This is a genomic window from Acetobacter oeni (assembly GCF_011516825.1).
Classification (GTDB): Bacteria; Pseudomonadota; Alphaproteobacteria; order Acetobacterales; family Acetobacteraceae; genus Acetobacter; species Acetobacter oeni.
The window spans coordinates 1-12,401 of the sequence record NZ_WOTA01000052.1 but is presented as its reverse complement, the minus strand read 5'-3'; the positions used below and the strand labels follow the sequence as shown (position 1 = coordinate 12,401).

17 protein-coding genes and 2 pseudogenes are annotated in these 12,401 nt (G+C 57.8%); 6 read left to right on the top strand and 13 right to left on the bottom strand.

Annotated elements, in window-relative coordinates; genetic code table 11:
• From GOB90_RS17870 to traA, 8 genes are all read right to left on the bottom strand, one after another.
• The coding region (locus GOB90_RS17870) for a Fic/DOC family N-terminal domain-containing protein (RefSeq protein ID WP_338077576.1) at nt 1–505 on the bottom strand (505 nt) is incomplete at its 3' end.
• A 115-nt stretch (nt 506–620) separates the two neighbouring features.
• Nucleotides 621–1,292 (bottom strand): DUF6118 family protein, encoded by a 672-nt coding sequence (locus tag GOB90_RS17865; RefSeq protein ID WP_173572193.1) that lies wholly within the window; start codon nt 1,290–1,292, stop codon nt 621–623.
• A gap of 12 nt (nt 1,293–1,304) precedes the next feature.
• Nucleotides 1,305–1,574 carry a Txe/YoeB family addiction module toxin gene (locus tag GOB90_RS17860; RefSeq protein ID WP_014106724.1) on the bottom strand — a complete coding sequence of 90 codons (270 nt, stop codon included), beginning with the start codon at nt 1,572–1,574 and terminating at the stop codon, nt 1,305–1,307.
• Entirely contained in the window at nt 1,571–1,846 is a 276-nt protein-coding gene (locus GOB90_RS17855) for a type II toxin-antitoxin system Phd/YefM family antitoxin (protein WP_010668421.1), read from the bottom strand. The genes GOB90_RS17860 and GOB90_RS17855 overlap by 4 nt, the downstream gene beginning before the upstream one ends.
• Nucleotides 1,847–2,071: 225 nt before the next feature.
• Nucleotides 2,072–2,209, bottom strand: coding sequence for a plasmid stabilization protein (locus tag GOB90_RS17850; protein ID WP_146892830.1), 138 nt, complete (start codon nt 2,207–2,209; stop codon nt 2,072–2,074).
• 25 nt (nt 2,210–2,234) lie between these two features.
• Nucleotides 2,235–2,627, bottom strand: coding sequence for a type II toxin-antitoxin system VapC family toxin (vapC, locus tag GOB90_RS17845; protein WP_146892828.1), 393 nt, complete (start codon nt 2,625–2,627; stop codon nt 2,235–2,237).
• Nucleotides 2,624–2,818: a type II toxin-antitoxin system VapB family antitoxin gene (locus GOB90_RS17840; RefSeq protein ID WP_062106147.1), complete on the bottom strand. Its 195-nt coding sequence runs from the start codon at nt 2,816–2,818 to the stop codon at nt 2,624–2,626. The genes vapC and GOB90_RS17840 overlap by 4 nt, the downstream gene beginning before the upstream one ends.
• Before the next feature lie 54 nt (nt 2,819–2,872).
• Entirely contained in the window at nt 2,873–5,962 is a 3,090-nt protein-coding gene (traA, locus tag GOB90_RS17835; protein ID WP_146892826.1) for a Ti-type conjugative transfer relaxase TraA, read from the bottom strand.
• A gap of 96 nt (nt 5,963–6,058) precedes the next feature.
• On the opposite strand from traA, the gene GOB90_RS17830 reads away from it, so the two are divergent.
• The 4 genes from GOB90_RS17830 (at nt 6,059) to GOB90_RS19600 (ending at nt 7,384) form a co-directional block, all read left to right on the top strand.
• Nucleotides 6,059–6,418, top strand: coding sequence for a conjugal transfer protein TraD (locus GOB90_RS17830; RefSeq protein ID WP_146892824.1), 360 nt, complete (start codon nt 6,059–6,061; stop codon nt 6,416–6,418).
• Nucleotides 6,419–6,482: 64 nt separating this feature from the next.
• Nucleotides 6,483–6,749: a conjugal transfer protein TraD gene (locus GOB90_RS17825; RefSeq protein ID WP_146892834.1), complete on the top strand. Its 267-nt coding sequence runs from the start codon at nt 6,483–6,485 to the stop codon at nt 6,747–6,749.
• Nucleotides 6,742–7,227: a MucR family transcriptional regulator gene (locus GOB90_RS17820; RefSeq protein ID WP_146892822.1), complete on the top strand. Its 486-nt coding sequence runs from the start codon at nt 6,742–6,744 to the stop codon at nt 7,225–7,227. Before GOB90_RS17825 ends, GOB90_RS17820 begins: the two co-directional genes overlap by 8 nt.
• Nucleotides 7,228–7,252: 25 nt before the next feature.
• Nucleotides 7,253–7,384 (top strand): hypothetical protein, encoded by a 132-nt coding sequence (locus GOB90_RS19600; protein WP_260176004.1) that lies wholly within the window; start codon nt 7,253–7,255, stop codon nt 7,382–7,384.
• A gap of 227 nt (nt 7,385–7,611) precedes the next feature.
• On the opposite strand, the gene GOB90_RS17815 is transcribed toward GOB90_RS19600, so the two are convergent.
• Nucleotides 7,612–8,052: a hypothetical protein gene (locus tag GOB90_RS17815; protein WP_110557784.1), complete on the bottom strand. Its 441-nt coding sequence runs from the start codon at nt 8,050–8,052 to the stop codon at nt 7,612–7,614.
• Nucleotides 8,049–8,240, bottom strand: coding sequence for a type II toxin-antitoxin system Phd/YefM family antitoxin (locus GOB90_RS17810; RefSeq protein ID WP_146892820.1), 192 nt, complete (start codon nt 8,238–8,240; stop codon nt 8,049–8,051). The genes GOB90_RS17815 and GOB90_RS17810 overlap by 4 nt, the downstream gene beginning before the upstream one ends.
• A gap of 825 nt (nt 8,241–9,065) precedes the next feature.
• Between GOB90_RS17810 and GOB90_RS17805 the strand changes: the two genes are divergently transcribed.
• The gene (locus GOB90_RS17805; RefSeq protein WP_082084839.1) at nt 9,066–10,166 is read left to right on the top strand and encodes a replication initiator protein A; all 1,101 of its coding nucleotides are present in this window, start codon (nt 9,066–9,068) and stop codon (nt 10,164–10,166) included.
• A 43-nt stretch (nt 10,167–10,209) separates the two neighbouring features.
• On the opposite strand, the gene GOB90_RS17800 is transcribed toward GOB90_RS17805, so the two are convergent.
• The 3 genes and pseudogenes from GOB90_RS17800 to GOB90_RS17790 form a co-directional block, all read right to left on the bottom strand.
• Complete coding sequence (locus tag GOB90_RS17800) at nt 10,210–10,488, bottom strand: ribbon-helix-helix domain-containing protein (protein WP_242012152.1); 279 nt, start codon at nt 10,486–10,488, stop codon at nt 10,210–10,212.
• A complete protein-coding gene (locus tag GOB90_RS17795; RefSeq protein ID WP_086442358.1) occupies nt 10,488–11,123 on the bottom strand; it encodes a nucleotide-binding protein in 636 nt (211 codons plus the stop codon). Before GOB90_RS17795 ends, GOB90_RS17800 begins: the two co-directional genes overlap by 1 nt.
• A gap of 42 nt (nt 11,124–11,165) precedes the next feature.
• A pseudogene (locus tag GOB90_RS17790) lies at nt 11,166–11,684 on the bottom strand (recombinase family protein); the annotation flags it as partial.
• A gap of 112 nt (nt 11,685–11,796) precedes the next feature.
• Here GOB90_RS17790 and GOB90_RS17785 point away from each other — a divergent pair.
• Nucleotides 11,797–12,291, top strand: a pseudogene (locus GOB90_RS17785) (IS5-like element IS1032 family transposase); the annotation flags it as partial.
• Nucleotides 12,292–12,401: the final 110 nt, after the last annotated feature.

Genomic DNA, 12,401 nt, shown 5'->3' with positions numbered 1-12,401 from the left:
CCCGCCGCCAGAAGCAGAATATCGTCAATATTCCAGATCGGGCTCCTGTGGGATGACTGAATTCTACAAAATGACCCGAAATTGCCTCAAGTGTGAGAAATCCGCGTCGAAACCCATCATTCCGCTTCTTGAGCATCTGGAAAATCGCGATCAGCCCCTTGTTCAGGATCAACCCGTCGGTTTCCTTCAGCTGTCGAAACCCAAGATGCAGGGCATCTCGATACAGGGCGACTTCCTTGGCCGCCACTGAATCCGGCCCCTCGGGAAACAGATCCGCCTGGAAAAGCTCATCCTGGGTGGTGACGATATTCTCGATTTCCGAAGACGCCTTGGCTTCCTGCAAAGCCAACGTATCAATCAGGATCCCCTGATTGGGAATAGTTGCCGCCCGCCCCTTCAGTTCCGCCAGAGCCTTATTGGCCTCGACCAGCGCCCTGAGAACCGGAACCGTTTCTATGTCCGTCTGAGGCGGCAAAGGTCGAATAGGGTAGGTTGGCGTTAACATGACATCCTGACGTGGTAGCAATATGTGTTTTTTCTAACACGTCAGAATGATCCGTCAAAGAAATCCGGTTTCTTTGACATGTCATATTCTGCTGTCGGCTTTTATCCCCTGAAGACTATTCCTGCTCTGCCGAAACAATGATGACACAGGGTTTCTGAGTTTTTTCCTGACCCGATGCCGCTTTCTGGCAGGCTGCGATCCTGTCTCTGTTGGCCTCAACCAGCTGGCTGTCCTCACGTACACGTTGCCAGCCTTCAGGATTGCTGACCGCCATCATCATGGCCCCAGAGTTCCAGCGATCTTTCTCCCCGACAATAAAGGATGCCACCCGCGTCCCGATAGAAGAAGGCAGGAGATACGCCAGCACAGGCGATAACCCGATCCCTACAACAAGACAGGCAAGACCCACCCCTAACAGCCACCAGTTCTGACGATCCTGCTGACGGGACTGACCAATGATATTGGCAAGAACCCGACGTTCCCCCTGAACCTCACCTATCGCTTTCTGAAACGCTGCCTGCATCTCCTGACTGGCAGAAATCCCGGCCTGACGAATCCCTTGCCCATACGCCTGGGGCGTCATCTTCAGCGTCGGATTGGCCTCAATCGCCTCCATTCGTGCACCGACTGCATTCATAGCCTTCACGACACGGGCCAGATCCTCTGTGTAATCCGGAGGCCGATTGTCCCGCCATGCCTGCGGCAACGCTTCCACGCTGCGCCGGAGCACCGTCATTTCAGCGCACAGATCGGCAAATGCGCGCTCAGCCGGATCTGTCTCACTCATGACGTTCTCCATTCAGTAATGAAACCGGCACTGGGCAATCTCGATCCGCTGATCCTCTCCCGCGCGCCCCTGAACCCGGTAGACCAGACGATGTTCTCCCGTAATCCGTCGGGACCACCACCCAGAAAGCTGCCCCTTCAGGGGTTCCGGCTTCCCTATCCCCTGAAACGGATGCCGACGCACATCCTCGATCAGGGCATTGATCTTCTCAAGAACCGCATTGTCTGACTGAAACCACGAAAGATAATCCTCCCAGCCATCTTCATGAAAAATGACTTTCACGCTGACGGTTCACCCTGAGGCTCCAGAAGATCATGCTCGGTTGCCGCCCCGTGCTCGATGTCACGAATGCTCCGCAACAGCCTCTCCGCGTTGCGTGGGCTGCTCAGGAGATGCACGGTTTCCTGCCAGCCGGAGAATTCTTCTTCCGACATCAGCACGACACTGCCTTTCCCGGTCTTGCGGGTCACGACAATCGGCGCACGGCTGTTCACTGCTTCGTCCAGATAATGCGCCAGGTTCTGGCGCAGGTCGGTATAGGAAACATAGGTCATGATCGATCCTCCATGTCCACCATAACGTACAGTTTTCTGTACGTCTCCTGTTTTGCATCTCCCTCTCGATACCGCGTGGTCTGGAGCGAGACACGGCCAGCCCCCACAGATTGAAAACCCGCACACCTGCCGCCTCGAAAGGCGACACGTCGTGGCTGGCCAGAACACGCTGCTCCGGGACGGGCCTCCTCGTCTCCATGATCACGTTGGTATCAAGCAGCAGGATCATTCGAAGGACATTACCTCGGCCGGGGTCTGATCGCGGGTCTGCAAGACCGCGATATCCTGATCACGCACACCGGCCTCACGACCGATGGCCCCCAGAAGCGATCCCAGCCGAACGGCCTCTTCTTTTTTCTGCATGTCCTCTCCAGTCACCGCGCCGAAATCAGACAACCCGTTCCAGCCCCAGATGTGTCACAAACGAATCAAAGTCCCGGTCACTGTAAAGGAGCCGATACCCGCTTACGATACATCGTGTGGCAATCAGGGTATCAATGGTTTTCCGGATGGTGATGCCTCTGGCACGCAGGTCACGGAAATATCGTGCCGCCTCGATCATGACATCACGCCCCCCGATCTCCACCAGATCCAGAGCGCCAAGCAGTCTCCGCGCCTTGTTGAAATCCCGTTCGCTCGCAAATCCCTGAAGAACTTCCGTCATCATCAGATCCCCAATGGCGACCAGTTCCTCTCCCAGCAACCGGTCCAGAGCATCAACCTGTGGCGTCACCGTACCCCTGAAAAAATCGATCCAGACCGATGAATCGACCAGAATCATGCGTCGGAACGCATGGCGTCGAGATCGCCGTGCCACTCCAGCCTGCCCTTCATGGAACGCAGTTGCCGCTGCTGATTCAACTTGATCAGCGTCCGCAACCCGAGTTCGACGGCTTCTTTCTTGGTTTTGACGCCAGACGCCTTCAGCGCATCTGTCATGAGGGTATCGTCAATAATGATGTTGGTTCGCATGATGTGTATCTCCAGTGAAAATTATACACATCAACATCTCCTCTCTCAAGCAGATTACATCCCCATATCCATACCGCGCGACCTGGAGCGTGAGAGGGCCTGCTCCCGCTGATGGGGATGCAACCCGTGATCAAGCGTCGATCCCTTCCTAATACCCAGTTCGCGGCTTTTCTCCCGCAGGATGGACTCAAGCTGCGCATCCCGCTTCAATTCCTTGAGCGCCACACCCTGCTGCTCGCGGCTCAGCCCGTCCCACGTTTTCACAAACCGCGCTGCCCGCAGATCCGGACTCTTCCGCACCCTGTCCTCATGCTCCAGCCCCTCGACCAGTTTGCGCGCCCGTGCCGGACCTTCCAGACCATACAGCGCCTGCCGGATCTCCGGCTGATGCTTCAGCGCCGCCCGCAGATCCGCCTCACCACCACGCCGGACCCGTTCCAAATCCCGACCGGCTTCAAAAAGCGCCCTCTTCTGGTGCTCCAGCACCGGCAGCTCCTGACGCACCATGCGCTCGGCATCCACCCAGGCCCGCGCATACCGCTCCACCGCCTGCTGAAGCGGGTCACTCCCCGGTACAAACCCGTCCAGTCCGGCCGGCACTTGCTCACGCTGCACACGGGGCAGCCTCAAACCCACAAAGGGAGAGACAGGAGCCTCACGCTCAACCCCACTTTCCCCCTTACCGGCCCCGGCATCCATCCCGGCCGACACGTCTTTTTCCGCCGTGCGACGCCCCGGCCGCACGGACAGGTCCAGTCCATCGAACATCCCGCGTTTTTGCTGTGCTGACGCAGGCTCTGGCATAGGCACACCTTCAGCCTGCCTGTCCTGCCGGGGGCCAGAGGCGGCCTTCTCACGCTCCACCACGATCTCGCTCTCGGGGACATGCAGCCCGCGCCGCCGCGCAAATCCGGCATCCTGATCCCGGACATGCGGGTAATCCAGCGTGGTATCCTTCAGCCGCTCGCGCGACAGCTGCTTCACCAGCCCGTCCCGGTCGCCCACATCATCCCGGCCCCAATGGACGGACACGCTCTCCCGATGCCGCGATAGCGCCACATAGGCCCCGTGCCGGTCCATGCTCCCCGTCGCCAGCACATGCGCCCGGTCCACCGTCACACCCTGCGATTTGTGGATGGTGGCGGCATAGCCATGATCCAGCGCGTCATACTCCCACAGCCGCACGGACACGACCCGTCCGGTCCCAATGCCATCAGGACCATCAAGCTGCACAGAAAGCATGATCCGGTCCTCATCCATGCCATACAGCCCACGCACCGTGCCCAACGTGCCGTTCTTCACCCCCAGGTCCCGGTCATTACGCAGGAAATACACCCTGTCCTCATGCGCAAAACGCCTCTCCCCCTGAACCGTCATCACCGACAGTTCGACATCAGCATCCAGCTCCCCCGCGTCCTTACGGATCTCCCGCGCCGCCTCGTTCAGCGCCCGCACATCGACACGCCGATGCGCCAGCATGATCTGGCTCTCCTTCGGGGCAGCCTGCCGGGCTTCATCCCACCCGGCCACAACACCGGCACGAGCCTCTTCCAGGGTCTCATGCCCGCGTACAAGGCCAGCCGCCTCATACCGCCCCAGTGCCTCACCCGTCCGCCCGGTCGCCAGCTCCTTCGTGGCCGCCTGCTGCCAGCCTTCACGCTGCCGGCGTACGGTGGTGATTTCCACCGACCCGACCCGCTCGGCCACCGCCCGGAACGCACCACCCGCCTCAATCGCCTGCAACTGCTCGGGATCACCCACCAGCACCACCTTGGCCCCAACTTCGCGGGCGACAGACAGAACCCGCTCCATCTGCCGTGACCCCACCATGCCGGCCTCGTCCACCACCAGCACGTCCCCGCGCTCCAGCAGGTCGAACCCACGCTCCCACGCCCGCTCCAGAGACGCCAGCGTCCGGCTCTCAATCCCGGACCCCGCTTCCAGACCTTCCGCCGCGATCCCCGACAGCGCCGCCCCGCGTACTCGATACCCGGCTGCCTCCCACGCCTCACGGGCGACACCCAGCATGGTGCTCTTCCCCGTCCCGGCATACCCGACCACGACGGACAGGTCGCGGGACTTCGTGACCTCGCCCACCGCCAGCGCCTGCTCGTCCCCAAGCCCGTCCCGCGCCATCGCTACCCGACGCACCGCCAGCGGCACCGCATGCCCCTGGGACTGCCCCATCGCGAGCGATGCTTCTTCCAGACGCTGCTCGACCCCGATCATCGCGCGCGTGGAGAACCGCTCCCTCCCCTGTCCGTCTTTCCCGAGGGTGACCAGCTCCGGACATACCTCCACCCGAACCATGACGGCCGTAAACTGTTCAGCATCCGCCGTGTGCCGGTCCACGAACCGCGCCAGGTCCTGGCGGGTGAATGTGCTCTGCTGTCGCGTCAGCACCTCCAGCGCCACATGAGGCTCAGCCAGCAACTTTTCCCCATTGCGTCGCGCGATCTCCAGATGATCAGCAACCCGTTCCGCATCCTCGCCCCGCTCTTCCCGGCGCATTCCGGCCGGACCAATCTTGTTCTGCGGCTCAAGGTCGATCCCCTGTGCCGCGAACGACCGATGATCGATCCGCACGTCCAGGTCCAGTTCGGCCAGCCGTTCATTGGCAAGCGACGCCCATCGCCCCCGCCATGTCAGCAGGAGTTCTTTGTCATTCCACGAGCGTTCTTTCGCACCAAACCCGTTCTCGTCCACAGACCGCGTGGACAGCATCACATGGGCATGGGGCTTCGCCTGTCCGTCCTCACCAATATCCCAATGCACATTGAGATCGGCCACCATGCCGCGTTCCACAAACTGCTCCCGCACGAAATCCCGTGCCAGCGCGATCCCCTGCGCCTGGGTCATTTCGCGCGGGATTGAAAACTCCACCTCGCGGGCAAGCTGGGCATCCTTGCGCTTCTCGATTGCCTCGACCTCGTTCCATAGGGTCGCACGATCAAGAAACCGTTCCGGCGCGCCATCAGGCAGCAGGATCTCGGAATACACCACGCCGCTCTTGTTGGAAAAGTCATGGTCGCGATCCAGCCGCACATCATGCAGGCGGGACGCTGCACGATAGGCTGCCGCCGCCACGGCGCTCCGGCCGGTGGCACGGCTGATGACCTTTGCATGCAGGTGATAGATCGCCATGAGCGCGATCCTATCACACCACTCAAGCGCACGTCACGCAGTGACGTATAAGCGCGCACTTACATTTTACTGCGCCATAAGGATTGATTACTCTGGATGAGTGACGCGGTTCTCGGCTGTGTGATAGAGTATGGCACAGACCAGCAGAACAGGGGATCAAAAATGCGCAGGCCACGGGACATTGATGCGGAACTGAAGGCGCTTCAGGAAAAGGCGAAGCAGCTTAAGGCGCAAAGAACCATCCAGCTCGGTGAACTGGTCGAGGCGACGGGAGCCGATACCCTGTCGATCGAGGCGCTGGCCGGTGTACTGCTTGCGGCTATCGAGCAGGCGGACGGCAAACCCGAAGCCGTCGCGAGGTGGACCGAACGGGGGACGGCGTTCTTTCAGGCAGGCGGAAAAAAGGGCAGCCGGAAAGGAACCGGAAATGATCAGAGCGGAGCTTCTGGCGCTTGAAAGACAGATCAGAAAGCAGGCGGCCCTGATCCATCGCCATCAGGCACGAAAGGCACGTACTGACATGCGCGACTGGGCGAAGGCGCGACGGGAACGCACCCATCATCTGATCGAACTGGGCGGCCTGGTACAGAAGGCAGGACTGGTCGATCTGACTGATGATGACCGTGCCACCCTGCTCGGGGCCTTCCTGGATATTGCAAGGCAGCTTCGGGGGGGTAGGAATACCGCTTCGGGCGACCTGAAAATACGCTGGAGACGCGCAGGGCTTCATGCCTTCGACAGGGACCGGGAACATGACAGGACAACAGACGGAAACGACCATGACTGACTACGAAACACAATCATCTGAAACAGACACGCTGCGGGAACTGACGACCCGGATTGTCACGGCCTATGTCAGCAGCAATACGGTTCCGTCGGATACCCTGCCCGGCCTCATCGCCACGGTGTTTCAGGCGCTCGGAAGTCTGGGACAGGTGACGACCAGAACACCGGATCTGGTGCCGGTCGTGCCCGTGAAAAAATCCGTGTTCCCGGATTACATCGTCTGCCTGGAGGACGGAAAAAAAATGAAGATGCTCAAGCGTCACCTTCACACCGTCTATGGCCTGACGCCCCAGCAATATCGGGCAAAATGGGGCCTGCCGGAAAGCTACCCGATGACTGCCCCATCCTATTCAGCACAACGGGCTACCCTGGCACAGGAAATCGGACTGGGGCGGACCATCAAGGCGACACCGGAACCTGAAGTTCCGGTCACGCGCCTACCAGAGAAGAAACGCGGACGCAGGCCGAAACTGGCCTGAAGGTCCAGACCGGGAGAAACGGGACATGAAGACGGATCATACCGATCACGATGACAGGGAAGCCTGGAAGGACGAAGCCATACGCTGGCCCCTCGCCCAGGTCGAGGCTCAGTACGGAAACTATGAAGGCATGGGCCGCCAGTCTCGGCACGGATAACCCGCTCCCCCTGCCACAACCCGGGCAATAAGGGGGACGCTCTCGCACACCGCAGGAAGGTGACGCAGAGCGCAATGGTCACGACTATCCCTGACGCATTGATGGAACGACCGTTTCACGACCCTACGGCTACCCTTGTGACGACCCATCGACATACCCGAGGCCGACATTGCACCTACCCATAAATAGCGGGTCCTCATACACCATTGCACCGCTGGTGCGGATGCTCAGGAACCTGCCTGCCGGATCTGGGCGATCATTTCATCAGCTGTGATCTCTCCATGCTGACGAGCATCCATGATTGCGGTGAGCGCCCTGTCATGAGGGAGCACATGCGGATCATCGGCTGTCGCCGTATGAGCGGCCCTGCCATGCGTGGCCGGAAAGGTTATGCCCGTCACATCGGGATTGCGCGTAAACATCCCGGCCAGGATCTGGTCTGCCTGCTGGATGTAATTGCCTGGGACATCTCGGGATACGCGTGCGGAGCCGGCCGAGGTGGTGATGTCGAGGCCGGCGACATACGGCAGAAGATCGAGGATGCGCGTCAGGGATTCGATATCCTGCTGTGTCAGCAGGGTTCCCCCGTCCCCGACCACGAGCAGCTGCCAGGACCGCTTCTGTGGCAGTATCCTGGGATTGGTGTTGCTATCGGGACCGTCCTTCATGACGATGACCCTTTCTCCGGAACGTCTTCGATGCCCTGCTGCTTTCTGAGCAGGGCATCATAATGGTCCACGGACATGATGACGAAACGCGGCTTGTGGTCCCTGGTGATGACTACAGGCGCAACGGCGGCTGCTTCGAAAAGATCGCCGGCATTGCGGGTCAGGGCGCTCGCTGGAAACGTTTTCATGGAGCACGCTCCAGATATGACGGATTATCTGGAATATACAGGAAACCCGTATTTTCTGCCAGAAAATCGGGAGGGTGACGCTCGGACAGGCGAACAGGAAATCGCCAGCCTACCAATCCCGGATAAAGCTCGTAGCGCGTCCTGGGAGGCCGTACAAAGCGCAATTCGCGTAGCGTCCACAAAAACACACGGGAACGTCTGTACGGCCATCCTGTGGCGTCTGGCGGACATACTGCAACACGTGAGCCGCTGAATGATCGCCTGAACACCGGTGCGTCTTGACCAGATTACAGTCTTGTCCGGTTTTCTGGTGTTGCAGGCGTCGGGCGAGCGCGGAGCGGGAGCCCCGTAGGGCGCTGAAGGCGCCGACGCGGGAGAGGAAGGTGCTGGTAGAGAGACGATGCGGGAACGCATCGTCAGATTATGATTTCGCGCCGTAGGCGTGTCCGTTTAGCGCAGCCCTGAAAGGGCGAGCAGGGGGATGCCGGGTGGGAGATCGCGCGAAGCGCGATCGGGGCGGCCGTAGGCCGCGAGCCGGCGGGGCGTAGCCCTCAAGAGGCGGTGCTTGGGTTCAATTTGGCTGGAAATTGCAGAGAATGAAAAGTTATCCACAGGCTTAGAGTGTTAATTTATGTGTTAATAGTAGTGTTAAGGGTTTTCCACAAACACATAACTGACTGAAAATAAAATACAAAAACAGTGTTTTGGAGCAGCTTGCGTCAACGAAACCCCGAATCTAGTGACTCCAGAACCCCGAATCTGCGTCAACGAAACCCCGAATCTAGCTCTTGCGTCAATGAAACCCCGAACCTAAACTGATCGTCAATGAAACCCCGAATCAAAGCAACCCGTCAACGAAACCCCGAACTGGCACTTACCGTCAGTGAAACCCCGAATGTTGATGGACGTTCAGTTCTACTTCCGGAACGATATCCGACACCAGATCTTTTTATTTGTGATGTCCTTGATGCCATCCCCAAAGATGATATGGCCTCGATGGAACATCCAATTTTCTCGCTTGCCACTAAACCTGATCGACGCATTTTCCGATACGAGCACAATGGCAATACAGTTGAAATCGTTCCGAGCGTCAAAGGACTCGCGACGATCCATGACAAGGATATCCTTATCTATTGCATTTCGCAGCTTATCGCGAAAATGAATCAAGGTGAGCAGCCAAATCGAACTCTCCACCTTACCGCACGCGATTTATTAGTGTGGACCAATCGTCAAACCGATGGTGATGGCTATAAGCGGCTTCGGAGCGCATTTGAGCGCTTAGCAGGCACACGGATCACCACCAACATCAAAGCTGATGGAGAAGAAATCACCGAAGGCTTTGGCCTTATCAATGAATGGCGAATTGTCCGTAAGACCAATTCCGGACAAATGTCCGAAATCAAGGTAACGCTATCCGAATGGCTATTCAGAATGATCGAAGGCCGAAGTGTACTGACATTACATCGCGATTATTTCCGTTTGCGCAAACCACTTGAACGGAGAATATACGAACTTGCACGTAAGCATTGTGGCGCTCAGGAAAAATGGGTTGTTTCTATAGAAATTTTACAGAAAAAAACGGGGGCCAGTAGCCATATCCGCGTATTTCGCTCAATGCTCCGTGACTTGGCAATCAATAACCACTTGCCTGATTATGCTGTCGAAATAAACAGCAACACAGTTACTTTCCGTAATCGGGAAACGATGGACACCGTCAAGGTAATAGCGCCAAAGCTCCAGAAACCATTTGTCGATCCCGAGGGTTTCCATGACGCTAGAGGAGTTGCTCCAGGATATGATGTCTACGCACTCTATGATGAATGGGTGTCATGGTGGAATGATAGCGGACAACCAGAGTTGCAAAACCCCAGTGCCGCATTTGTCGGATTCTGCCGCAACCGACACAAACGCAACCCTATACGCTAGACACAGCCTACGTGTATAGTTGTATACGTGTATAAATGTATACTTACCCGCTAACGATCCTGCTTCGTCCTTTCTTCACAAACAGATCGTCCAGTGCTTCTCCAAGCAAACTCTGAACCGTCGTTCCCTCTTCGGCCGCGATAATACGAAGCTGGGCGCTGACTTCAGGAGAAAAATGCCCACCGATCAACTTGGTCCCCTTACGACCATTCAGCGTAGGTTTACGGGATGATATATCTGGCTTCGGGGAAGGGGTTGGCATTGCCTCACCACTACCTTTGGCGCGATCAAGCATCGCTTGTAGCGTATTGCTTTTCGCCATCACACTACCTCCCGATTTTTGTATAATTGTATATCTGTATACTCGTATAAGCGCTTAATTTCGTTTGCTGCTGGCCCATGTGCTTCGAATTCCTGCACAGCCTGTCCCGCCGCCTGTGCACGGAAAAATGCCTTGCGGTTTCCTACTGTCACCGGACAGACCGTTGCCCCCAATTCGGTCACGGCCTTAATGGCATCCCCTGTCTCCTGCCCCTGGGGGGGCACAAAAGTTAAAACGACAGCGAACGCTTTATCGAGCTGACGAACCACATCCAATGTGTGTGTCATACTCATTGTATCGAACACGGCCGTCTTCGTCGGAATGAGAACGAAGTCAGCATGCCGCGCCGCTTCATAAGCTACATCACGCGCAACAGCAGCTCCGTCGATAATCACAAGATCAGTACCCGCATCCGCGCAGGCTTTGAGCATTGCAGGCAAACGTATCGGCTGAATTGAAGCTACAGCCGGTGTATCGAGCTGGCGTACGTCTTTCCAGAAAGAGGCTGTCGCCTGTGGGTCCAAATCAATAATAGCAGCAACCTTACCCGCTTGCTCAGCCGCGACAGCGAGACAGGTTGCAAGCGTCGTTTTTCCGACACCGCCCTTCTGCGAAAGAACAGCAAGAACCTTCATGCTACACCTCTACACGTATAATCTTATACCTGTATACACTTTCTACGAGGGAAGATAAGGCCTCATCTTATCTCTCTGCACAATGGCAGCAACAGTGTTCTTGCTGATTCCCAGATCGCGGGCGATCCACCGATAACTCCGCTTTTCCGCCACCAACGCCAGAACCTTCGGAGCCAGACGGTCAGACTTCGGCCGCTCTCCTTTCTGTCGACCGAGAACCTTCCCGCGTGCCCTGGCAGCAGCCAGACCAGACTTCACCCGCTCGCTAATCAGATCCCGTTCGAACTCCGCAATCCCGGCCAGAACCGTCGCCAGCATCCGCCCATGTGGCGTCGCCAGGTCGAACATCATCCCTGTCATGGCGATCAGGGAAACACGATAACTCTCCAGTTCCTGAAGCGTGGAGATGAGATCAATGGTCGAACGCCCCCAGCGGGACAGCTCCGTCACCAGAATGGCGTCAATTTTACGGGCCTGGGCCAGTGCCATGACCTTTCGACGCTCGGCCCGATCCACTCGAACGCCAGAGCCGGTCTCCATGAAAACGTCCAGCACTTCATGGGGTCACGACACGAAAGTGTACTTTACGTACGCTTAGTGTCTGACCGAAAATGAGTTGAGTGATTTCAGCGGGTTATGATTCATGGGTTTGCGATAACCTGATGAGATCAAGATGGCCTGGACTGAAATCACCCGCGCGCAGTATCGCCGGGACGACCTGGAATATGCAAGCGACCTGCGCGATGCGGAGTGGGCGCTGATTGCGCCGCTGATGCCCGAGAAGAAACGGCTGGGCAGACCACGACGTACGGATTTGCGCCGGGTCATGGAGGCGATCCTCTATATCGTCACGACCGGCTGCCAATGGCGGCAGTTGCCTCGGCACTTTCCGGCCTTCACGACCGTACAGGGCTATTTCTACCGTTGGATCCGCGAGGGAAGATGGGAAGCCATGAACCATATTCTCGTGATCCTGTCGCGTGAGCAGGACGGGCGAGACGCCACGCCTTCAGTGGGCATTATCGACAGCCAGTCGGTTAAAACCGCTGAAAATGGCGGCCCACGCGGTTATGACGCGGGCAAGAAGATCAGGGGACGCAAGCGGCATATCGCGACCGACACGCTGGGTCATGTCGTGGCGGCTGTCGTGCATCCCGCCGACATTCAGAGGCCATCGTGTGGATGGTACGCTAAACAACGTTTGGCATGAACAATAAAGGAACGATCAGGCGGCACGAGCCTGTTTCGACAGATTGAGCGTCTTGCGGCCCGCAGAAG